Consider the following 23,619-nt stretch of genomic DNA (forward strand, 5'->3'; position numbering starts at 1 on the left):
AGTCAAATAATTGTTGATGTTCCGGAATGACGCCGGCTTGACCTTCGTTTTTTTGAAGGCAAGATACTTGGTCACAAGGTTTGATACGGCAAGCGGTTTGTCCTTGGCGTAATCCCGAAGGTCAAACGTGCCCTTGTCCATCTCGTACCGAAGGCCGGTCAGAAAGCGTTCAGCCTCCGGCCTGGTCTTGAACCACCTGGACACAGATCTACCGAACCGAACAACAAACCCCCCACGGTTTTCATAGATTTGTCCTTTCATGCAAAGCCCTCCTTTCGAGGGAAGGCTATTATGTCGGCGTCGGGCAGTCAAGAGATACCTCGATACGGTATACGGCACATCAAACGCGCCTGGTCGCATGGCGAGGCATTATCCCAGTCAAGGGTGCAGGGATTTTTTGTCTGTAGGTCTTCGAGCGGTCTGAAAAGATATGGATCGCCAACGAACGCAAGATGGTCAGTTGGGGTCCACTTTGGTTTGCGTGGAAAAACTCTGATTTGGTTGCCCATCCGAATTCCTCTGAGATGGGCGGGGCTTTGGTGTGGCAGGATCAGGATAAAAAAATAATTTGGGGGTGTCAAGGGTAAAATTCAAAGCATAACATAATAGCCCGAGCCAATTTTTAGTTCCTTCCGATTTGTCCCGGTATTGTCCCGGAGATAGACGGTATAAAATGTGATGGTGTGGGATAAAAACTTTAGGCGGTTCTATTATTAAACCCTAACCAACTCCATCAATGGCTCAAAAGAATATAACGCTGGCTTTCTGCCCGAAGCATCTTCCACTGTAACAATCAGATTTTTTTCCAATAATACTCTTGTAAATCTTGCAGCGGTCGCAGGAGAAATTCCACTCTTATGTGTAAATTTGTTGTTTCTGAATACTGGATTTGTGAAAACAAAATCAAGCGCGTTGACACTCCATTTAGAAGATAAAGCATCTGAAAAAACTATTTTCATATTTTCATATAATGCCCTTATGCTCTCCGCTATAGTAAGATTCCTAATGGCCTGCTGCTCAACAGCTTCCATAAAAAAAATGCACCAGCTTTCCCAATCACTATTTTCGGATACATTTCGCATTGTGTCTATGTAACGATCTTTATTGTCTTCCAAATACCCACTTATATAAAAATGAGGCGCAGATATAGTTCCTGAATCCCATAACATCAATGTAATTAACATTCGTCCAATACGCCCATTACCGTCCTTAAATGGATGCAGTGCCTCAAATTCAATATGGGCTATAGCTGTTTTAACCAATGTTGGATGTGGGCCTTCTTCTATGTATAAGAAGAGCTTATCCAACCCCTCCTGCAGTTTTTCAGGGCTAATTGGGATAAATAATATATTTCTTTTCAGCTTATCGGCTATATAGTTTTGTTCATTCTTAAACATTCCTGGCGATTTTGAGGCGCCACGCCCGTAAAACAGTAATCGCTGGTGGATTGCTTTAATCAACGATTTGGATAATTTGTAGCCATCTTTCATTGCTGCTTGCGTAGCTTTCAACGCTCTCTGATAAAGTATCGTTTCAATAACTTCTGACCTTACGTTTGTAGAACTCCCTGCTTCGATGTCACAATCTGCCTCATGCTTGATGCCACAATCTGCCTCATACTTGAGGATTTCATCCATTGTACTCACAGTACCTTCCATTCTTGACGATATAACGGCCTCTTGATTGCGCAAAGGAGCTAATAGTATTTCACTGTTGTGCATATTTTTTAACATTTGATCGTATCTTGCAACAGCATCGGTGGCTTTCACTAAAGGCTCAATAAATCGTTCATAACGAATACTACCTGGTGGGAATTTGTCATAATGATAGTTAACAGCGTTTTCCAAATTGAGATCCATCGCTTTATCCTCAATGATTTGATATAAACATTTTACATTAAAATAGTGTCAAAGAAGCTTGTGGTCAATATTACTATAATTTTTGAGAGACAAAAACAATAGGCCTTAATTAATTCAACCCAAAAGCGCTTGTCTATCATATTCAGCTCTATTTGAGAGACAAAAACAATAGACCTTAATTGATTCAACCCAAAAGCGCTTGTCTATCATATTCAGCTCTATTTGAGAGACAAAAACAATAGACCTTAATTGATTCACTTGGACGCTAAAGAAAACGGACCCGTATGTGCTCAGATAAATTGACCCACCGTGTGCGCACTTTTTTTCTTTCAATGTGGATAAAATACGCTGGATCGATCCTGTTTTTTGCAGAAGAGAGGTATTTTGGAGATCAGAAAGTCGTTTTTTGGAAGGGCCTTATTTTTCCGCTGTATCGCTTTCCGGCACCCTGAGTGATGCGCCATCGATGCGGATGGTGATGCATCGGTGTTTGAGCCGATCCAGGAGGGCGTCAACGAGGGGTTTTTTCTGGAACAGATCGTACCATTTCGGGTAGTCGAGATTGGTTGTTATAATTGTGGACGCTTTGCCGTAACGTTCACCCATCAGCTTGAAAAAACTGTTGACCTGTTCGGGCCTGAGGGTGAGATAATCGAGTTCGTCGATCAGCAGGACGGGGTAGTTGCAGAGCCGCTGGATGAGCTTGGGAGTGGATCTGTCCGCCAGTGAGGCATACATCTCGTCGAGCAGATCCTGGGCATGATAAAACCGGCCTCGATATCCATCGATGAGCGCCTGGCGCAGCAGGCCGATGGCCAGGCCGGTCTTTCCGGTTCCGGGATTGCCGATAAAGACGATATTCTCGGCGCGGTCAATAAACGAGAGGTCCGCCAGTCCCATGATATGCGATTTGTCGACGGCCGGCTGTTGGTCAAACGGGAAGGTTTTCAGGGTCCAGTCGTAGGGGATTTTTGCCTGATTGAGCCGGTAGATCATGCTGCGCTGCTGCCGCCATGCCTTCTCTTCACACAAGCGTCGCCACAGCACCTCCGTTGTGGGGATCCCTTCTTTATCCGCCTCTTCAAGCATGCGATCGAGCCCGTCGGCCATGCCGGCAAGACGCAGTTCAATGAGCAGTTGACGGAGTTTTTCGCGCATCACTCGTCCGGGGCCAGATCAAAAAAGTCGCCGGCCACAAATGTGAGGATCAAATTTTCGAGCCGGACGAGATCATACAATCCATAGTGCAGCGCCTGTTCAACGGCTTTTCTGAACGCGTCGGCCGGGTAGGTGCGTTTCAGATCGAGCAGCGTTTTGAGTTTTCGCCTGCCGATGCCTCGGGTCCGTTTTTTTAAACCCACCACATATTGATCCAGGGTCGGGCAGCTTCCCATGAGCGCCTGTTGCTCCTCTGAGGAGAATTTTTTGCCCTTTAATCCTAAAACAAGCGTGATTTTATAGCATAAAGCAAAAAAATACTCGAAATATCCGTCTTGTCAGCGTATTATGTGTTTGCCAAAACCTATAATGCCGTCAAGAAGGAGTATTTCGAGTGACACCGATTATCTCTAAAAAGCTGAAGAACCGCAAGCGAAAAATCACGCGACGAACCCGAAGAAGAAACTGGGAAGACCGGCCGCGGCCGATGATTTCGGGGTCCAATATCCATTATGAATTTGACGGTCGCAGCAAAGGCATTGCCGGCGGCGGGATCGGCATCATTCACACCCTGGCTGAACGAACCGGCTTGATGGATGAACTCGATGAGCGGCTTGAGATCTTGAAGCGGCATTTGCCCTACCATGAATCGGACCATGTTCTTGACATCGCCTATAACCTTCTTGCCGAAGGCAGTTGTCTTGAGGATATTGAATTGCTCAGGAATGACGAGGCCTGGCTCAATGCGCTGGGCGCTGAGCTCATCCCCGATCCAACAACCGCCGGCGATTTTCTGAGACGCTTTGATGAAGATCAGATCATCGAGCTGATGGAAGCCAAAAACGAGATCCGGAAGAAGATATGGCGCCGGCAGCCCCGGTGCTTCAGGAAAGAAGCGGTCATCAATGTCGACGGTACGATTTCCGAAACATCGGGGGAATGCAAGGAAGGCATGGACATCTCTTATGACGGGAGATGGGGATATCATCCCCTGGTCGTATCCCTGGCCCAGACGCGGGAACCCCTCTATCTGGTCAACCGGCCGGCCAATGCACCGTCTCATCTGGATTCGGCCGTCTGGATCGACAAGAGCCTGGATCTCGTGAAAGGGATCTTTGGCACCGTCAAGCTCCGGGGAGACACCGATTTCGGTCTGACCGCCCATTTTGATAAAGATGTACGCTATTTTTCTATATCACCAATGATGCCAAAAACTCAAAAGAGCAGATTCTTGAATTCTATCGAAAGCGGGCTGATCACGAAAACGACATCGAGCAGCTGAAAAACGGGGCCTGCGCCCTCAAGGCGCCGTCAAACACGCTGCTTTCCAACTGGGCCTACATGGCCATTGCTTCGACGGCATGGGATTTGAAAGCATGGTACGGATTGCTGATGCCGTATCGGCACTTGGGAAAACGGATCGTACGCATGGAATTCAAAAGGTTCATCCATACCTTTATCCGGATCCCGTGCCTGATCATCAGAACCGGCAGGAAAATTGTCTATCGGCTCGTGGGATATAATCATTCCCTGAAACACGCTCTGAATTGTTTCCACGCCTTGAAACAGTTCAACTTTCCATAGCGGTATTTTCCGGGGCAGGAATTGCATGACGCAATTGTGAGCCCGCTTTTAAACCACGGAAAGGAGAGCGCTATGCAGCAACACGACAATCCGGCCTGAACATGAAATACAGGGTGATCCGCGCCCTGATGACGGCCCGGTTCGACTTTCAGAAGTTAGAAATTTCACAGGAAATAGAGACGAACCCAATTTTTCTCATTTGAGTTAGTCGTATTGTAAACGCGCTTGTTTTAGGCCTAACTATTTGTTATCATGTAGATTCAACATAACCATCCGATATTGAAGGGTATTCATGCCATTTCTTCTCCCTTTGATATCAGCCACAGTCCACCCATGCTCCACCCCGAAAACAAAAAAAGCCCCACCATCACCACCGATGGGAGACTTATTTAAAAAACAGTAATAGAATTCCCCACGCCTTGTCCTTCCCTTGGGGGGCTTTAGCACTCCTTCTCTTCTTCGTTAAGCGTTATAAACCCGTTTTGTTGCTATGGCAATAAAAAAAGTTATTATTGTCATTGACGCCCTACAGCTTCTCCGTATTCCTCCACATCCATATTATCCTGCCGACGCACAGATCGAGCCAGTCAAGGCCTGTCACCTTTGGCGAAAAATCCGGGTTGTCGCTGATCGGCACAAATCCTTTTTCCCACCGCTGAACCCGCTTCACCGCGGGAAAGACTGCTTGATAGAAAAGTCGGGTTGTCGTCAAGGAACTGCTGCGAGAACTAACGAACGCAGACACGCCGGCGGCAGTTTATCCTTGACAAATGCTCAGAAGCACTTTAATAGCTGTAATGTAGTTGTTTTGTATTTTTTGTCAGGGAAACAGTTCCAGATCCGGTTAAATCGATGGTGTTTATTTTTCCATATATGTTCAATCTGTTAAACAAAAAAGGAGCGGTGAATGGATCCTAAAAGCGTAAAGAAGGTCGGCGTTATCGGTCTCGGAAAAATGGGAGCGGATTGGGTTGCGAATTTTCTGGAGACCGGTTTTGAAGTTATCGGTTATGATGCCAATACCGAGATGTTCGAAAGATCCAGAAAACAGGTGGCCGGCGACTTGAATTGGTTGAAGAAGAAGAAACACGCCGATGATGCGGATTTTGATGTGGATGCCTGTCTGGCGAAATACAAAATCGTCGAAACCGAAGACGCGTTTGTTGCCGAGCTGCAATCGTGCCAGATTTTTCTCGAGGCGATTTTTGAAGACATCACACTCAAATGCGACATGCTCCAGAACTTAACCCCCAAAATGCCGGCCGGGATTGTCCTTTGGAGCAACACGAGTTCCCTGAGCGTGCTCACCATGGCCGAAGCCTGCGGCAAACCCGAAATGTTTGTCGGCACCCACGGGATGAACCCGGTACATCAGATGCCGGCGGTGGAAGTGGTCCGGCACAAAAAAGTTTCCAACGAGGCGCTTCAATTTACCGTTGATGTTTTGACACTCATGGGCAAAAAGCCTTTTGTCGCCACCGATGTCAGCGGCTTCTGGGTCAACAAACACCTGATGCCCTTCATGTTCGAGGCCTACCGTGCCCTTGAACGCGGTGAAGTGACCGTCGCCGATGGAGATTGGGGACTCAAAGGCAGCCTGGGCCACCCGCAAGGGGTGTTCAAGCTTTCCGATTTCATTGGTATGGACACCATGTACCGGGTGGGTATGTCCATGTATCTGGCCACGCAGGATCCCCGTCTGTATCCCCCGCTGATCGTGATGCGGATGATTGCCAGAAACGAACTCGGCGTTAAAACCGGGAAAGGGTTTTATGAGTGGGACGGATTTAAAATTGTCAAGGAAAGAGATTTTTCCGACCTGGTCATCAAGGACGCCAACAAGCTGATCATGATTAAAGAATAATTGAAACCCGCTTTAAAAGCATTCTGTCTTTTGAATCATTGAAACAGTGCCGTGCATCGGTCCGAAGGATTGGCCGATGCACGGCATTTTCATTGAGATGACCTCCCGATTCCAGAGAGCATCAGATCATCTAGGCAACATGACCTTCCTTTTGTTCGAGTTCCTCCGGAACATTCACCAGGGCGATCGGCCTGAAAATCGGCGCTTCTTCCAATGCGGGATGAAAAAACAGGGCCAGGCTCCGTTTTTCAACCGCTCCCGGCTGGGTGAGCATGCAAACGCCGAAGAAAACAATGCCCGAAATAATCAAAGAAAACAAAAAGCCGTTCAGGTTCAAAAGCAATGGACTCGGAAACAACACCATCTGCTTTCCACCGATGAAAAACAGCGCCACGTTGCTACCCACACCGATGATGGTAGCCCAAATCGCGCCCTGGGCTGTGGCACGCCGCCAGAAATAGGCGCCCCATAACGGGAAAATCGTCACCGCAATCATACCGAATGCAATGACGGACAGCTCGGCCACCGGCGTGTTCGGATTCCAGCCGATCGCCACACACGCCGCCATGATGACAAGGACACAGAGTTGGGCGATTCTGATCAATCTGTGGGAAGACAGATCCGGAAAAATCAACTTGCAGAGATCGTTGGTGATATTCATGGCATTGCCGAATACCATGCCGTTGACCGTGGACATTGCCGCCGTAAACCCGCCTGAAACGATAATCGCCGCGATGACCTGGGGAAAGGTTCTGGATGCCGCGAGGCCATACACCTTGTCGGCTTCGACCCCCTCGAGACCCGGAACGATCAACCTGGCGGCGATGCCGATCAGGGTGGGCATCGTGATGATGACCAGGCAAATGGCGCCGAAACTCAGCACCATGGCCTTGAAGCCATTGGCGGATCGGCTCGCGTAGGCATGCATATACGGTTGGGGCATGCAGATACACCCCAGGCACATGGCTGTTGAAAAACCAAAGACCATGGAATAACTCCATACTTTTCCGTCATTCCAGCCCAGCTGGAAAAGCTCCGGGTGTTTCTGGTGGACCAGGTCCATGGTTTGAGTGAAACCCCCGTTTGTCGACATCACACCGAAGAAGATCACGAACACCATTGCCGTGAAGAATACCCCCTGAAGTGTGTTGACCCAGGCCGCGCCCTTCATACCGCCCATCATGAGATAGAGCGCGATAAAGACGGGCACGAAAAAAATCCCGACATGATATGAAACCAGTCCCTGGCTCATGGCCTCGAGCATGGCCCCGATGGCTTGAATCTGGGCCACGAGAAAGGGAATCGAGGACATGAGGACAACGATCGGTATGATGATGCGCATACCCTTGCCGTAACGGTCGCCAAAGGGCGCGCCCATCGACATCCATTTTCTCGTTCGGCCGAGAATAAAGGTTTTGCGGTGCAGGAAGTACCACAGGAATCCCAGGGGGACCAGATTGACGGTAAGCACATATAGCGCACCGTATCCGGTTCTGTAGCCTAAACTGGACATGCCGAACATCGAAAAAGCGCTCAAAAAGGATGCCAGCATGCTGAAAATCAGCACGAAGTACCCCAGGCTGGAGCCGGCCACAAAATAATCGTCCGCCGAACGCGCCGCTCCCTGTCGGAATGCGATATAGCTGACGATGACGGAAATGAAACAGATAAACGTGATAATGAGTGTCGCGGTCATGTATCGCCCTCCTATTTTGAGGCGTTGTCCTCGATGCTGACGGTTTTCAGCTGCGAAACCATTTCAGCCAATTTTTCCTCGGTTAACGCCAGATCTTTGCTGAACAGAAAAACGGCTTCCAGAACAGCCAGGATCAATCCAAAAAACAAAGCCATCGCGGCCCATGAAGGCATACCCAGAATTCTGCCCACCTCCCCGTATTGGCCGTAACCGACAGGACACCAGCACAGAATGGTTAAAATCAAAAAAGCGATCAGAAAAAATAATTTTTTGAGGGATCTTTTGTTCTCATTCATGTTTCAATCATCTCCTATCATCCATTAATATGGATGCTGATTTTCCGGTTGGGGTTCGTCATTGACTGTGCCCAACGATCCGTCAGTTTTGAAGTTTTTCCGCAACCATCTGCCTGAGTGCCACCTTGTTCAGTTTACCGACATTGGTCAGCGGCATGGCGCCCAACAATTCCAGGCGTTCAGGCAGTTTGAACTTGGCGATACGCCGTTCTTCCAGAAGAAAATGATTCAGTTCGGGTAATGTCAATTCCCGGCCGGGTTTGAGCACCACGAAGGCGCATACTCTTTCCCCCAGTACCGGATCCGGCATGGAGACACAGGCGCAGTTGTCAATTCGGGGGTCGGCGAGGATATGATTTTCAATCTCTTCGGCGCTGATCTTTTCGCCGCCGCGGTTGATGCAGTCTTTTATCCGGCCTTCCACAACGATATTGCCGGTTGGATGCAGCCTCACGAGGTCCCCCGACTTGTAATAGCCGTCCGGACTGAAGGCTTTGGCATTGTGTTCGGCAGCACGATAATAACCGCGAATGGTATGCGGGCCCCGGCACCAGAGTTCACCCAACGCACCAGGCGCGACTTCCTCACCGGTTGCCGGCTCAACGATTTTGAATTCATCACCCGGAGATTGCGGACGGCCCTGGGTCGTGAAGCGGACCTCCTCCGGATCATCCAGGCGGGTCCAGAAAAGCGGTCCCTCGGCCATGCCCAACACCTGCTGCACGTCACAACCGAGTTCCGGACGAATGCGATAGGCCACCTCGGGATTGAGTTTCGAGCCGCCCGTAAGGATCAATTGCAGGGAACTCAAGTCATATTTATCTCTGTCCGGATGGTTCAGCATGCCGATGATCATTGCCGGCACGGCGGTCCAGTGGGTCACCCGGTGTTCCTGGATGGTCTTCATGGCCGCCTCCGGCGACGGCACACTGCTGAGGATCTCGCAACCGCCGCGGGAAACCAGGCCCATGAATCCGGGGCAGGCCAGTGCAAAATTATGCTCCTGCGGAATCGCCACCAGCATGATGTTTTCCCGGCTCAATCGGCTGATATCGGCGTTGCACAGAAAATTATACACATAGTCGTTGTGGGTCCGGGGAATCAGCTTCGGTACACCCGTTGTCCCCCCGGACAATTGAAGTACGGCCGGTGCGTCCGGGTTCGCTCGAGGCAAGGTCTCCGCGTCGACACGTTCTTCGATGGGGTCGGCCAACAACTGATCCAGAGCGTGAAAACCCTCCCGGGGTTCGCCGCCGGTGACCAGAACCAGCTTCAGTGAAGCAGCCGCCTTCATGATGTTTGCGGCCATCTGCTGCTTGTCCGTCTTGCTGAATATGGACGGTATCACAAGCCCCACCGCATCCGAATGCCTTGCAAAATACCCGATCTCCGCTTCCTGGTGGGGCGGGAGCGCCATAATGGGGATGCCGCCGGCCTTCATGACGGCCAGGTAGGCCAGAAGCACTTCCGGTTGGTTGGGAACCTGCAGAATGACCCGATCATACAGTTTAAGACCCAATGCTTTCAGGTGAAGCGCCAGCCGGGTGCTCAACGCTCCGAATTCCCGATAGGTAAACACACGGCCGCTCTGGGCGGATATCAGCAATGGATTCGATGCAAACCGTTCAAAACTCTCATCCATCACCTCGGTGATGGTTTTATCCAACCAGTAGCCCTTTTTACGATATTCATCAGCGAATTCAGGTGGATATGAAACATGGCCATCCATACGTCTCTCCCTTTTCATATGCTATTCTGATGTTGACCGCCGATAGCGTTTTCATGTCGGTCCCGTGGCGGCAGGAGATCGATTTCGACCTGCGGCCGGCACCCCGTACATGCTTCTTTCACGGCGATTTACCGACACATCTCTGAAGATGTGAGCAAACAGACTTTATTCCAAATCTGGACCTCCTTTTTGTATGAGAGACAAAATTCGATTGAAAAATACTTAATGAATGATATTAATGTTTACTAAGCAATCACTGTGCCACAACAAGTTATGTTAAAATACAGTCGGTTAGAATCTTGGCTTATCGGATGATTGAAAGTTTTTTTCAATATGGCTTGAAACATCATTTCAACTTTCATGATATTGACCGGATAGAGGTGCCGGGAGGATACGACCCGGGCCCCTTCAGCGGTGAGTTTTAGTGCCGCTTAAGCGCCGCGGAGGATCAGCGGCCCGGACTGTTTGAGCGCAAGCGAGTTTCCGGGCCGCCCGGAGCAAGCTTTAGCGGCACTTGAACGAAACCGCGCGGGGCGCGGGTCGTATCCTCCCGGCACCGGCCTATGAAAGCCGAAAGTTGAGATTTCATTCTGAAGCGTCAACACACCCATATCGACATGGGCGTCATCTTGATCGGATTATACTTGAGGGAGGGGAGTCGGAGCACACGCATGGATGTCAGACAGTTCTTCCATCAGCGTCATGAACAGATCGTCAGCACATGGTTCGACACGGTATACCGTGACCTGTCGATCCGATATCACAACGAGCCGGCCGAGGATCTTAAACATCGCATGAACGCCGCAGCCCTGGCCTTTCGTCGCGTGATAGTTTCCGACGACTGGACCGACCTCAAGGCCTTTATTACGATGATCGCACGACAGCGATTCAAAGAGGGCTATAAGGTATCGGAGGTTCAAAAAGCCTTTGAGTTCTACAGAGAAACCCTGATCCCGCTCGTATTTTCAGAAATCGACCCGGGAGAGCGGAAGCCTTTGCTGATGAAGCTTCACACCTGCATGGTTTATGCGATCACCCAGTTTTCGGAATACTTCCAGAGCATCCATGACCGTTTCATGCGTGATCACACGAAAATTCTCGAAAAAGAAATCGAGATCCGTACCCATGAGCTCTCCGAATCCAGAAAAAAATATATGACCCTCGTCGAGAATATTAACGAAGGCTTCCTGGTCTTGATTGAAGGTCGAATCGTTTTTGCGAACCGTTCTTTTGCAGAGATGCATGGATATGATCATGAAGCGGTGCTTCAGACAGATTATCTGAACTTCGTGGCGGATGACCACAAGGAAAAAATTCGGCAGGCGTATGAACTGTGCCTCAAGCCCGGAGTGGCGCCCGCTCGAATCGAGTACCGGCGGCTTTGTAAAAATGGTGAACAGCTTCCCACTGAAATCATGGCGAACCAGAATGTATTCGAAGGCCGAATGGCCAATATCGGCATTTGCCGGGATATCAGTGAGCGGATAGAGCTGGAAAAAAAGAATCGGGAAATGGAAAAACTCAAGGCCTTGTCTCTTCAGGCGGCTTCGATTGCCCATGACGTGAGAAATCCGTTGTCGACCGTGCGAATGAATCTGCAGCTTTTTCTGCTGATGGAGCTGCCCCCGGAACGGCTTCGTCTCGTAGAGGCCAGCCTTACCGAAGTGAACCAGATCGAAAAAAGCCTGCAGGAAATGATGAATATCCGATTTCCGTTGAGGCTCTCCTATCGATCGGTGAATATCAGAACGCTGCTGGATCTTTGCCTGAAGAGTATGCACCGGCGCATCACCCAGAACCAGGTATCCGTGCTCTTGAGAATCAGTCGCCGTATCGAGACGATAAATGCGGACCCCCATCGATTGGAACAGGCGCTCCTGAACCTGCTGTTCAACGCGGTTGAAGCCCAGCCTTCCGGTGGGAAACTGACCATTATCGTCCGCCGCTTGAAACAACATTCAAAGGAATGGGTCGAAATACTGGTGGCGGATCAGGGTCCGGGATTGCCCAAAGAAATGCTGCCCTATCTTTTTGACCCGATGTTCAGCCAGAAGGCCATGGGAACGGGCCTGGGGCTTCATAACGTCAAAAAGATCATCGAGGCTCACGGCGGATCTGTCCGGGCCGCGATCAATCGCCGGAGCGGCATGAATTTCTATCTCTGCCTGCCGGTTGAGGAAGACAAAGATCATGCGAGTGCTCATCATTGATGACCAGGCGTCCCTGTTGGACTCCATGAGGTTTTTTCTGGAACAGCGCAAATGCAAGGTATATACCGCGCTGACCGGAAAAGAAGGCTTGAAAACGGCTTTCAGGGAACGGCCTTCTCTCGTGATTCTGGATCTGAAGCTGCCGGATATGGACGGCCAGATCATTCTGAAAAAACTGCGGAATGATATGCCCGCCACCCAGGTCATCATCGTCACGGCCTTTCAGGATATGGAAAACACGATCAACTGCATCAAGTTGGGCGCTTTCGATTTCATTCACAAACCTATCGATATCAATGAAATAGACAGCGCATTGAATCGGTTCGACAAGATCAACCGTGCCCGCACCCATCAGGATCCTCCCCAAAAGCAAGGCGTTGCCGCCCCATCTGATGGAAAGACCCCATATATCGTCGGCAAAAGCCAGCCGATGAAGGAAGTGTTCAAAAAAATCGCCATGGTTTCAGATTCCAAGGTCACGGTCCTGATTCAGGGAGAAAGCGGTACGGGCAAGGAAGTCATTGCAAGAACCATCCATTATCAGGGCGCCTGGAAAAACCATCCGTTCATGGTGGTGGATTGTTCCACACTGGTGGACACCCTGACCGAAAGTCAACTCTTCGGATATGAAAAAGGCGCTTTCACCGGCGCGGACGTCACCCGCAAGGGAACCCTGGAGTTGGCCGGAGAGGGCACGATCTTCTTCGACGAGATCGGAGAAATGCCGTTGCGGCTGCAAAGCAAGCTGTTGAGATTTCTTCACGAGAAGGAATTCATCCGGGTTGGCGGCAGCAAAGTCCTGCAATCCGATGCCCGCATATTGGCCGCCACCAATTTAGACCTGGCCAAAATGGCCTCGAACGGCCGATTGAGATCGGATCTTTTTTACCGACTCCGCGTGGTAACCATCTATGTGCCGCCTCTTCGCGATCGGCGGTCCGACATCTCCCTGTTGGCGAACTACTTTTTGAAAAAGATCGGACATAAGCACCAAATGCCGATTAAAACAATAACGTCAGGTGCCAGGCAACTATTGGAAAGCTATGCGTGGCCCGGCAATGTCAGGGAACTGGAAAACAGTCTTATCCGGGCGGCGGTGCTGACAAAATCGCCGGTACTTACCCGGGAGGATATCCTGAACGCCATCTCCGAAACCGGTGTCGATGCTGTTCAGGAGCCATCGGAAAAAACCCTGGCCGAGGTGGAAAAGGAGCATATTCTTCAGGTGCTCAAGATCAAACAGGGGCATCTGGGGAAAGCCTGCCGAACGCTGGGGATCAGCAGGCCGACATTGCGGAAAAAACTGAACCAATACGGCTACAAATAAGGCCCCCAACTTTCGACTTTCATAGGCCGGTGCCTCTATCCGGTCACCATCAAGAAAGTCGAAAGTTGAGTAGCCGGGCTGAACATCTAAGCCCTTGACCTTTAAGCTCGGCCCCTGATAGAAAATCGAGATCCATCTTTTATAGACTGAGATGGATCACCACCATCCATCCACCATCAAAAGGAGATTCTCATGAAAAGAACAGCTCTGTTCGTCATGGTGATCCTGCTGTTGATCGGCACCGTGAACGTCTTCGCTCAGGAGGACATCACCGCACACCCGGCCTGTCCCCTCTGCGGCATGGATCGGGCTAAATTCGCCCATTCCCGGGTCCTTATCGTCTATGACGACGGCTCGACGACGGGCACCTGTTCCATCCATTGTGCGGCCGTCGACATGGCCGCCAATATCGGCAAAACCCCCCGGGAAATCATGGTAGGCGATTTCGACACCAAAACCCTCATCGACGCTGAAAAGGCGATCTGGGTCCTCGGCGGATCCAGGACGGGCGTCATGACCACCCGGGCCAAATGGGCATTCGCCGATGAGGCTGCCGCACTGAAATTCATCAGCGAAAACGGCGGTGAAAAGGCGACCTTCGACGACATCATGAAGGCCGCCTTCGAAGACATGTATAATGACATCAAGATGATTCGGGAAAAAAAGAAAAAGATGAAGCATCATTCGTGACAACGCGGCCTGTCGTCACGAATGGATCCGTCGTATCCGGATTCGTTCCGCAACCGTTCCTCTTATATACGCGGCACCTGTCCCAGGCATATTTCTTTTCGGCGTTTCAGGAATCGCCCATGGCCTTCGCCATTACCTTCAGCGGGAGCAAAGATCCAACGCCATGATAACCTTGAAAAACGTCTCCAAAATCTTCAACGCCGGCAGGCCCAATGAATTTCACGCCCTCAAAAACGTGACCCTCACCATCGCCCGCGAAAAAATCACCGTATTCAAAGGTCCCAGCGGATCGGGCAAAACCACGCTGCTCTCCCTGATCGGTTGCATGAGCCGCCCCACCTCTGGGCGGATCTTCGTCGACGGACAGGAAACCACGAGCCTTCCCGAAAGGTTCCTCTCCGATATCCGGCGGTCCGATTTCGGGTTCATTTTTCAGAATTACAACCTCATCAAGGGAATCACCGTCCTCGAAAACACCATGCTGCCGGCGTATCCCACGGGACGGCGGCACGCAGCGGTAAAAGCCGACGCCATGAGACTCCTTGCACGCCTGAACATTGACGAGAAGGCCGGTCAAAAGGTGGAGCGGCTCTCCGGCGGGGAACAGCAGCGGACCGCCATTGCACGGGCCCTCATCAACAACCCCGCCGTCATCATCGCCGACGAGCCCACGGCCCATCTCGACATGGCCCTCTCCATGGAATTTCTGGACATCGTCGCCGAGTTTTTCGGCGATCGAAAGACCATCCTGATGGCGAGCCACGATCCCCTGGTTTTCGAAGCCGGGATCGTCCATGCCGTGGTCGAGATGCGGGACGGGAGCATTTTGGAGGAGAAACAGATCCCTTGATCCTGAACCCGGCCATCATCACGCTCATCCTGGTATCCCTGCTCACCGCCCTTTTCGCGGTCTATGCATCCATCATCGGGTATCGCATCATCCGGGCCTGGAACATCGAAAGCGGGAGCGAAAGCCAACTGGCTCTCGAGAGGCAGACCTATCTCATCTCTTCGGTCCTGACGCATCTTTTCGCCATCGGGCTTTTTGCCATGTTTTTCTTCATCTACACCGTGGACCGGATTCACCCGCTCTTTACGGGGGCCATGTGTGCCGCCGGATCCCTCAACGTCAACCGGTACGGATACCCGGCCCTTGTCGTGAAACTCGCGGGGGCCGTGCTCTCGGGATTGTGGTTGATTCTGAACCACGCCGACAACCAATGCCCCGACTATCCGCTGATCAAGACCAAATACCGGTTCCTTTTCGTCGTCACCGCCTTCTGTGTTTTCGACGCCTATCTCGTAACGCAATATTTTCTGAACCTGAAGGCCGACATCATCACCTCGTGCTGCGGCATCCTTTTCAACGCCGAGGCCGCCGGCATTTCCGGAAAGATGGCCGCACTCCCATCCATTCCCGCCAAAGTACTCTTCTATCTGAGCGCGGCTCTGACCCTCCGCTCCGGCATTCATTTCCGTATCACCGGAAGATCGGCGGGGCTCTTCTCCTGCTTCAGCGGCATCTTCTTTTTCGTTTCCCTGGTCTCGATCATCTCCTTCATCTCCCTCTACTTCTACGAACTGCCCACCCACCACTGCCCTTTCTGTCTGCTCCAGAAGGAATACCGCTACATCGGCTATCCCCTCTACGCCGCCCTCCTCACGGCAGGCATCGCGGGCATGAGTGTGGGGCTCCTCGAACGGGTGAGAGGCCCGGAATCATTGGAAAAGCGTCTGCCGTCGCTTCAGCGGAGACTCTCCCTCATCGCCATGATCGGGTGCCTCGTCTTCGTGATGATATCCACCTGGCCCATGCTTTTCTCCGATTTCACCCTCGAGGGATACTGAAAATAAAGATGTCATCCTGTTTTCACCCTGATGATAGAAAGGTTTCCGACATGCGAAAAACAATCCTGATCCTGATGCTGTTGGCAATGCTCCCGCCAAACCCCGTGCTCTGTGAGAACACCACCGAGATCAGATTGAATGTTGTTCAGACTCTCCAGATGGCGCTCCGACCGGTGGATATCGCCGTCGCTCTCAATGGCCGGCGGGTGTTCGCGCTCACCGAGGCCGGGAGCCTGTTGATCTATTCCCCGGACGGCCGTCTCGAGGGCAGCGTCCAGCTGGGGGAAGGCACCGATATCATCAAGGCCACGCCCCGGGACGACGTGCTGCTGGCGGGCAATTCCCGAGAGAAGACCCTCAGGATCATCACCCTCGACATGATCCAGGAGATCGACACCAGCGGCCTGCCGGTAAAAGGCCCGATGGACGCCCCCTTTGAAATCGTCGTCTTCAGCGACTTCGAGTGCCCCTCCTGCGCGGAATTGGCGACGGCCCTCGATCAATTGACCGTCGAGTATCCTGAACAGGTCAAGGTCGTCTTCATGAACTACCCCCTCCGCAGCCATCGCCATTCCAGGGCGGCGGCCGCCGCCGCATTGGCCGCCGGCAGGCAGGGCCGGTTCTGGGAGTTCCACGATGCGCTTTTCGACAATCACGACCGACTCAGCCCCCAGAAGATCGACGAGATCGCGCAAGACCTGAAACTGGATACGGCCCGTCTGAAGCGGGAGATGAGCCATCTCGAGGTGACGGCGGCCCTGAACCGGGACTTGACGGAGGCCGCCCGCCTGTACGTCGGCGGAACGCCGACGGTTTTTGTGAACGGCCGGATCCTGAGAAACCACTCCACGGAGAGCTTCCTGTCCGTTATCAATCGGACGGCACCCGGCAACGAAAAGCAATAGCGCCCTGAATCTCCGTTTACAACGGCCGCGACATCATCTGCTGTCCAAAGGCGATCCGGCGTCCCCTTTTCCTGGGTCGGGTCGAGCGAAACCATCTTTGGTATCTTGACGCCCAAGCCCCATTCAGGATATGAACGGCGGCAAAGGAGCGTCCCCCATGACCGCTGAAACCTCTCTGCAGAAACGCATCAAACGGCACGTCATCGGTCGAACCCGGGAGTTTTTCATCGCCGTTTCCCCGGGCCTTGAAAGGGTCTGCCTGGAGGAGCTGACGGGGCCGCCGCTTTCCATCGAAGGCGCCGCCGTCCTTCCCGGCGGAATCGCATTCGAGGGGCGACTCCCGGACTGCTGGCGCGCCAACCTCCACCTCCGAACCGCCAACCGGATTCTCATGAGAATCGGGACGTTCAAGGCCGCGACCTTTCCCCGGCTTCAACAGCACCTGTCGGCAATCCCCTGGGAGCTCTATCTGACGTCGGACGCCCCGCCGCTCGTGCATGTCACCGCCGCCAAAAGCCGTCTTCATCATACGGGCGCCGTTGCCGAAAGGGTTCTGGCAAGCGTCGGAGAGCGCCTCCGGAAATGGCCGCCGACAGACCGCGTCGATCGGGACGCCGGCGGACCACAGCGCATTTTCGTACGCGCTGAAAAGGACCGGTTTACCCTGTCCATCGACAGCAGCGGGGAGCTGCTTTACAAACGGGGCCTCAAAACCCAGGGCGGAACGGCTCCCATCCGCGAAACCGTCGCCGCCGCGGCGCTGATGCTTGCCGGATACACCGGCAGAGAACCGCTTGTGGATCCCATGTGCGGGTCGGGCACCTTTGCCATAGAAGGGGCCATGATCGCGGCCGGCATCCCGCCGGGAGCCTTTCGGAGCTTTGCCTTCATGGGATGGCCCTCCTTCGCTCCCCGGAAGTGGGAATATCTCAAAAAGGGCGCCGAATCGCAAACGACCGACTCGGGCGCTCCCCGAATCTTTGCTTCGGATATAGACCCCGACGTCTGCCGGTCGCTTCGGAGCAGCCTCGACAAAACCAGGCTCTCCTCGATGATTGACGTCGCCTGCCGAGATTTTTTTGCAGTCGTTCCCCGGGAGATCACCCCTGACAAAGGGATCGTCACCCTTAACCCGCCCTATGGACGGCGACTGGGCACCCGCCGCCGAAGCCGGGCACTGTTTCGATCGGTGCTGACGCACCTCGAGAGCGCCTATTCGGGATGGAAAATCGCCTTGGTGGCGCCGGAGACGGAATGGATTCGGGATATCCCGTTCCCCTTGTCCCATCATGTCTTTCATCATGGCGGCATCCGGCCGACCTTGTTGATCGGCGCCATCCCATGATCCTGCCGTTCGGGTTTGCCTGCGCATTACGGAGGGGCGCCCGCAAGTATCCAACAGGAGACTCGATCCAAAAAGAACGCTTGACAGACCTGAAAGAACGCCATTATTTATTGGGTTAAGATTCTTGGACGGGTTCGTCTGCCCGATTGTCCGATTCCGTGTAAACAAGGAGCATTTTTAATGAAATTGAGATCCGTTGGCATATCCATCGGCATCCTGCTCGCGCTTGCCGTCGCCTGTTCCGGCGCTGCTGAAGGCACACCCGATGCACCGCTTGCCGCCGCTCCGGAGCCGATATTCACGTTCGAACCCGTTCTTGAGGGTGAAGAGGTGGTCCACGATTTCGTGGTCGAGAACCGGGGGACCGCCGAACTTCAGATTCACAGGGTTGAAACCGGCTGAGGGTGCACCGCCGCCTCGTATTCGAGGCAGATCCCCGCCGGGGGCGTGGGAAAAATCACCATCAAGGTCAACACCAAGGGATACGGCAATAAAAAACTCAGCAAGACCATCTCGGTCCTGACCAATGATCCGACGCAGGAAAGCCTGGTGCTTCAGATCGAAGGACATGTGGACCGGTTTGTCGACATCAAGCCCACCCGTGTCAGAATGACCGGCCAGGTGGGTCAGGAGATTTTCAAGGAAGTCAGCATCGTTCCCGTGGAAAAATATCCTTTCAGAATCCTGGACGCCAGCCCCCAAAAAGAGGGGAACATCCGGGTGGCGGTAACGGAGGACAAAGACAAAAAGGCTTATCGCCTCACCATTTTCAATCTGAGGCAGGAGAAAACCCGGTACTATGACGCCGTCATCATCAAGACGGACAGCAGTATCCGACCGGAGTTGACCATCAGCGTCTACTGCAACATCGCTGAAAAGCGGGAAAAAAGAGACGGTCAGGGATGATGCCCATACAAATTGTGATATTTGACTGCGACGGCGTGATGTTCGACACGGCGGGCATCAACAGGGCTTACTACAATCGGGTAATGACCTACATGGGCCGCCCGGAGATGACGGAGGAGCAGTTCGCTTATGTCCACGCTCACACGGGGGACGAGAGTATTGCCTTCCTCTTCGAAGACGAGCGCAGCTTCAGGGAAGCACAGGCCTTCAGGCAGACCCTCGATTACATGGAATTCATCCCCGACATGGTGATGGAGCCCCACCTGAAGCCGCTTATCAAGACACTTCGGCCCCGGTATAAAACCGCCGTCGTGACCAACCGAACAGACACCATGCCCGCCATCATATCGGAGTTCGATCTGAAAAGGGACTTCGACATGGTGGTGACGGCCTGGGACGTCCAGAACCCCAAACCCGACCCTGAAGGCCTGATCAAGGTTCTCAACCATTTCAGGCTTTCTCCCGAAGAGGCGATCTACGTGGGCGACACCCATGTGGATGAAGCGGCCTCATCGGCTGCGAGGGTGACCTTCGTAGCCTATGCCAACCCCGGCCTCAATGCGGCCTACCACATTCACAGCCTCGACGAGATCCGGAATATCGTCCGTTAACCCATCCGGCAGCCAATCCGATATTCGCGGATCTATGTCCATTCTCCCGGGTCCATTCTCCCGGGTCCATTCTCCCGGGTCCATTCTCCCGCCTCACACGCTATCGTCGGCTTTTCTTTCGGTCCTTGATCGGCTTTTTCTTTCCGAACTCGATTCGACCGGTCCGCTGACGCAACAGGAGGCGGATGGGGGTCTGGGTCAGACCGGTCCCTTCCCGGATCTGGTTGATCAGATATCTTTCGTAGGAAAAATGAACCGCATCGGGATAATTGACAAAGCAGACAAAGGTTGGCGGCCGGGTGGAGACCTGGGCGGCGTAGTAGAATTTGAGTCGTTTTCCCTGGTGAAGCGGCGGTTCGTTTCGGATAAGGGCTTCGCCGAGGACCTTGTTGAGTTGACCGGTGGTGATTCGAGTGGTGTACTGGGCATAGACGGCATCCACCCGGGAGAATATCCTGGACACCCGCTGCCCCGTCAAGGCTGAAATGGTCATGGCCGGGGCGAAGCTCAGAAATTTCGCCGCGAGGCGGAGCCGATCATAATAGGCCTTGGCGGTATGTTTATCCTTTTCCACCAGGTCCCACTTGTTGAGGAGCAAAATACAGCCGCAACCCCTTTCGTGGGCGTAGCCCGCAATACTGACATCCTGATCCGTGATACCGTCGGCGGCATCGATGACGATCAAGGCGATGTCGCACCTGTCCAGGCTTCTCAAGGACTTGATGATGGAAAATTTTTCCAGCTTCCGGGTGACCTTTCCCTTGCGTCGGATGCCTGCGGTGTCGATGAGACAATAGGATTTATCGTTGACCTTGAAGATGGAATCCACGGCGTCCCGAGTGGTTCCGGGCAGTTCGCTCACAACAAGACGCTCCTCCCCTAACATTCGGTTGATCAGGGAAGATTTCCCGGCATTGGGTCTTCCCACCACCGCTATCTTGATCATCTCCTCGGCCGGTTCGGGCCTGGAAGGCGGAATGACCGACACGAGTTCGTCCAGAAGATCCGACACGCCGTAACCGTGCTCAGCGGAAATGGGAAACGGGACGTCGATGCCCAGGCTGTAAAATTCATACAGCCGCTCCTCCTGCTCCTCCCCGTCAATCTTGTTCACGGCATAGAGCACCGGCTTTTCCGAACTCCGCAACACTGTCATCAGGTCCCGATCGAAAGGCGATACGCCCCCCTTGCCGTCCATGATGAGGATCACCACATCCGCATCCTGAACGGCCTGGCGGATCTGGGCCCGAATGGGGCCCGCAAAAAAATCCTGGTCATCCTCGGCGAACCCGCCCGTATCGACCAGTGTGAATTCCACGCCGTTCCAGACGGCCTGTCCGTAGATACGGTCCCGTGTCACCCCTGGAAAATTGTCCACCAGGGCGTTCCTGGAACGGGTGATACGGTTGAATAGGGTCGATTTGCCCACGTTAGGGCGTCCAACAAGGGTGACAATGGGTTTCATGCTTTGTCTCTGTATTCTATTTTGGCGTCTCTTCTCGCGTTTTTGTCATATGCAGAAATCAGAACTCGATGCTGCCGGGCGTCCTTGGAAAGGGCAGCACATCCCGGATATTGCGGATGCCGGTCATGAGCATCATCACCCGTTCGAATCCCATACCGAAACCACTGTGGGGAACGCTGCCGTATCGCCGGGAATCGATGTACCACCAATAATCCCTTCGGTCCAGGCCCATGTCGTCCATCCGGGCGGTAAGGACGTCAAGGCGTTCCTCCCTCTGACTGCCGCCGATGATCTCCCCGATACCGGGTACCAGAACATCCATGGCCGCCACGGTTCGACCGTCGTCGTTGACCCGCATATAGAACGGTTTGATCTCCATGGGATAATCGTAGATGATGACGGGCCGTTTGAAATGCACCTCGGTGATATACCGCTCGTGCTCGGACTGGAGATCCTTTCCGTAGACCGGGTCGTGATCGAATTTCCGCCGAGCCGTCTTCAGGATGTTCACCGCCTCTGTATAAGGAAGTCGAACGAATTCCGATGAAAGGATGCCGTCAAGGCACGCCCTTAAACCCTTGTCCACGAAACGGGCGAAAAGATCGATATCATCTGCCGCGTGATCGAGAATATATCGGGTCAGAAACTGAATCAGTTCCTGGCCCAGCGTCATGTTCCCGGCCAGATCGCAGAAGGCCATCTCCGGCTCCACCATCCAGAACTCGGCGACATGACGGCTGGTGTTGGAATTTTCCGCCCGAAAAGTCGGACCGAAGGTGTAGACATCCCCGAGCGCCATCGCGAACATCTCGGCTTCGAGCTGTCCGGAGACGGTGAGGCTTGCCTCTCTTCCAAAAAAATCAGCCGAAAAATCGACCTTGCCCTCTTTTTTGGGAATATCGTTCAAATCCAGGGTCGTCACACGAAACATCTCACCGGCCCCTTCGCAATCCGAACCCGTAATGATGGGGGAGTGAATGCAGGTGAACCCCCGTTCCCTGAAAAAGGTGTGGACGGCATAGGCCAGGGTCGACCGGATACGGAAGGCCGCTCCGTATTTGTTGGTCCGGGGTCGGAGGTGGGCGATGGATCGCAGAAATTCATCGCTGTGCCGCTTTTTCTGGAGAGGATAGTCTTCATCAGCCGCACCGATGATCGTGACGCCCTCGGCCTGAATCTCCCATTTCTGGCCGCTGCCTTGGGAGGGGATCAGTCGACCGGTGACGGCGACGGCGGCCCCGGTATTCAGTCGTTTTACGTTGTCATAGTCCGCAATGGCGGCATCCGCTACCACCTGGATGTTTTTGAGGCAGGATCCGTCGTTCAACTCGATAAAAGAAAAGTTTTTGGAATCCCTGCGGGTTCTGACCCATCCCTTCACCAGAACATCGTTCACCGGATGCGCGGCATCGATCAGATGTACAATCTTTGTTCGCCTCATTCGTATCTCCAACGTTGTCATAAATAACGCAACTTTCGACTTTCATGACGTTGACCGGAAAGAGGTGCCGGCCCATGAATAGTGAACGTTGTCATAATAATCCCTACTCAACTTTCAGCTTTCAGCCTTCAGTCGCTTTTCCGCCCAGGCAATCCATCATCCCCGTTGTTCAGGCGATCCATCAGGTCCCGGATGATATCGGCGCTGAACCCCCTCCCGTAAAGGAAACGCCACATCCTTGCCTTCCGTTTATCCCGATCCGTCTCCCGACCCAAACGCCTCATGTGTTTCTCAAAAACGTTTCTGGCAGCGGCCGTTTCTCCGGGGGTGCCGGCATATGTCGCCAGAAGCGCCTCGACGGTATCTCCGACAAGCCCTTTCTTCTTCATCTCGTACCGAATGCGCTCCGCGCCGAATTCCTTCCGAACCAATTCCTCAAAATAACATCTTGCGGTCCTGTCGTCATTCAGATAATTCAACCGCTCACATTCGGCCACAGCCGCATCGATCGCCGCGGGTGAAAAACGCCGCTGCCGGAGTTTGCGAACAATCTCGCATCGGGAGTGATCCCGTCTCGCCAGGAAGCGCACGGCGGCGGCCACAGCCGCGGCTACGGAATCCGTTTGATTATCCATAGGCTGCAATCCAATAAGGACGATCCCTTCAGGTCAAACGTGCTTTTTAT

At 53.0% G+C, this 23,619-nt stretch carries 19 protein-coding genes and 1 pseudogene; 11 read left to right on the forward strand and 9 right to left on the reverse strand.

Translation table 11 applies throughout. The annotated features are described in order from the left end of the window. Positions 1 to 713: 713 nt before the first annotated feature. The 3 genes from dmul_RS19440 to dmul_RS19450 all read right to left on the reverse strand — a co-directional run bounded on the left by dmul_RS19440 (position 714) and on the right by dmul_RS19450 (position 3,253). On the reverse strand, positions 714 to 1,859 hold the full coding sequence (locus dmul_RS19440; protein WP_020878199.1) for a Fic family protein: 1,146 nt from the start codon (positions 1,857 to 1,859) through the stop codon (positions 714 to 716). Between the two features lie 417 nt (positions 1,860 to 2,276). Beyond that, positions 2,277 to 3,017 (reverse strand): IS21-like element helper ATPase IstB, encoded by a 741-nt coding sequence (istB, locus tag dmul_RS19445; RefSeq protein WP_020878200.1) that lies wholly within the window; start codon positions 3,015 to 3,017, stop codon positions 2,277 to 2,279. Further along, entirely contained in the window at positions 3,017 to 3,253 is a 237-nt protein-coding gene (locus dmul_RS19450) for a hypothetical protein (RefSeq protein ID WP_020878201.1), read from the reverse strand. Before dmul_RS19450 ends, istB begins: the two co-directional genes overlap by 1 nt. 158 nt (positions 3,254 to 3,411) lie before the next feature. On the opposite strand from dmul_RS19450, the pseudogene dmul_RS19455 reads away from it, so the two are divergent. After that, positions 3,412 to 4,601, forward strand: a pseudogene (locus tag dmul_RS19455) (transposase). Between the two features lie 907 nt (positions 4,602 to 5,508). Next, positions 5,509 to 6,465, forward strand: a complete 957-nt coding sequence (locus dmul_RS19460; protein ID WP_020878807.1) for a 3-hydroxyacyl-CoA dehydrogenase family protein — start codon at positions 5,509 to 5,511, stop codon at positions 6,463 to 6,465. Positions 6,466 to 6,595: 130 nt separating this feature from the next. Here dmul_RS19460 and dmul_RS19465 read toward each other — a convergent pair whose 3' ends face one another. The 3 genes from dmul_RS19465 to dmul_RS19475 all read right to left on the reverse strand — a co-directional run bounded on the left by dmul_RS19465 (position 6,596) and on the right by dmul_RS19475 (position 10,186). Continuing rightward, on the reverse strand, positions 6,596 to 8,161 hold the full coding sequence (locus dmul_RS19465) for a sodium:solute symporter family protein (RefSeq protein WP_020878806.1): 1,566 nt from the start codon (positions 8,159 to 8,161) through the stop codon (positions 6,596 to 6,598). An 11-nt stretch (positions 8,162 to 8,172) separates the two neighbouring features. After that, entirely contained in the window at positions 8,173 to 8,457 is a 285-nt protein-coding gene (locus dmul_RS19470) for a DUF997 family protein (protein ID WP_020878805.1), read from the reverse strand. A gap of 82 nt (positions 8,458 to 8,539) precedes the next feature. Further along, positions 8,540 to 10,186: a (2,3-dihydroxybenzoyl)adenylate synthase gene (locus dmul_RS19475; protein WP_020878804.1), complete on the reverse strand. Its 1,647-nt coding sequence runs from the start codon at positions 10,184 to 10,186 to the stop codon at positions 8,540 to 8,542. A gap of 671 nt (positions 10,187 to 10,857) precedes the next feature. On the opposite strand from dmul_RS19475, the gene dmul_RS19480 reads away from it, so the two are divergent. The 9 genes from dmul_RS19480 to dmul_RS19525 all read left to right on the forward strand — a co-directional run bounded on the left by dmul_RS19480 (position 10,858) and on the right by dmul_RS19525 (position 20,028). Then, positions 10,858 to 12,396, forward strand: coding sequence for a two-component system sensor histidine kinase NtrB (locus dmul_RS19480; protein ID WP_020878023.1), 1,539 nt, complete (start codon positions 10,858 to 10,860; stop codon positions 12,394 to 12,396). Further along, complete coding sequence (locus tag dmul_RS19485; RefSeq protein WP_020878024.1) at positions 12,377 to 13,723, forward strand: sigma-54-dependent transcriptional regulator; 1,347 nt, start codon at positions 12,377 to 12,379, stop codon at positions 13,721 to 13,723. Before dmul_RS19480 ends, dmul_RS19485 begins: the two co-directional genes overlap by 20 nt. Before the next feature lie 192 nt (positions 13,724 to 13,915). Further along, positions 13,916 to 14,413, forward strand: coding sequence for a nitrous oxide reductase accessory protein NosL (locus dmul_RS19490; protein ID WP_020878025.1), 498 nt, complete (start codon positions 13,916 to 13,918; stop codon positions 14,411 to 14,413). Positions 14,414 to 14,576: 163 nt separating this feature from the next. Next, entirely contained in the window at positions 14,577 to 15,263 is a 687-nt protein-coding gene (locus dmul_RS19495) for an ABC transporter ATP-binding protein (protein ID WP_020878026.1), read from the forward strand. Beyond that, complete coding sequence (locus dmul_RS20540; RefSeq protein WP_020878027.1) at positions 15,260 to 16,261, forward strand: hypothetical protein; 1,002 nt, start codon at positions 15,260 to 15,262, stop codon at positions 16,259 to 16,261. The genes dmul_RS19495 and dmul_RS20540 overlap by 4 nt, the downstream gene beginning before the upstream one ends. A gap of 50 nt (positions 16,262 to 16,311) precedes the next feature. Next, on the forward strand, positions 16,312 to 17,166 hold the full coding sequence (locus tag dmul_RS20545) for a thioredoxin domain-containing protein (protein ID WP_020878028.1): 855 nt from the start codon (positions 16,312 to 16,314) through the stop codon (positions 17,164 to 17,166). Positions 17,167 to 17,323: 157 nt separating this feature from the next. After that, positions 17,324 to 18,511 (forward strand): THUMP domain-containing class I SAM-dependent RNA methyltransferase, encoded by a 1,188-nt coding sequence (locus dmul_RS19510; RefSeq protein WP_020878029.1) that lies wholly within the window; start codon positions 17,324 to 17,326, stop codon positions 18,509 to 18,511. A 180-nt stretch (positions 18,512 to 18,691) separates the two neighbouring features. Continuing rightward, entirely contained in the window at positions 18,692 to 19,417 is a 726-nt protein-coding gene (locus dmul_RS21140; RefSeq protein ID WP_268815232.1) for an OS_HP2 family (seleno)protein, read from the forward strand. Continuing rightward, positions 19,414 to 20,028, forward strand: coding sequence for an HAD family hydrolase (locus tag dmul_RS19525; protein ID WP_040415975.1), 615 nt, complete (start codon positions 19,414 to 19,416; stop codon positions 20,026 to 20,028). The genes dmul_RS21140 and dmul_RS19525 overlap by 4 nt, the downstream gene beginning before the upstream one ends. 100 nt (positions 20,029 to 20,128) lie before the next feature. Here dmul_RS19525 and der read toward each other — a convergent pair whose 3' ends face one another. From der to dmul_RS19540, 3 genes are all read right to left on the reverse strand, one after another. Beyond that, positions 20,129 to 21,493, reverse strand: a complete 1,365-nt coding sequence (gene der, locus dmul_RS19530; protein WP_020875352.1) for a ribosome biogenesis GTPase Der — start codon at positions 21,491 to 21,493, stop codon at positions 20,129 to 20,131. Between the two features lie 58 nt (positions 21,494 to 21,551). After that, the gene (gene asnS, locus dmul_RS19535; protein ID WP_020875353.1) at positions 21,552 to 22,934 is read right to left on the reverse strand and encodes an asparagine--tRNA ligase; all 1,383 of its coding nucleotides are present in this window, start codon (positions 22,932 to 22,934) and stop codon (positions 21,552 to 21,554) included. 128 nt (positions 22,935 to 23,062) lie between these two features. Next, entirely contained in the window at positions 23,063 to 23,569 is a 507-nt protein-coding gene (locus dmul_RS19540; RefSeq protein WP_020875354.1) for a regulatory protein RecX, read from the reverse strand. Between the last annotated feature and the right edge of the window lie 50 nt (positions 23,570 to 23,619).

Source organism: Desulfococcus multivorans (genome assembly GCF_001854245.1).
GTDB lineage: Bacteria > Desulfobacterota > Desulfobacteria > Desulfobacterales > Desulfococcaceae > Desulfococcus > Desulfococcus multivorans.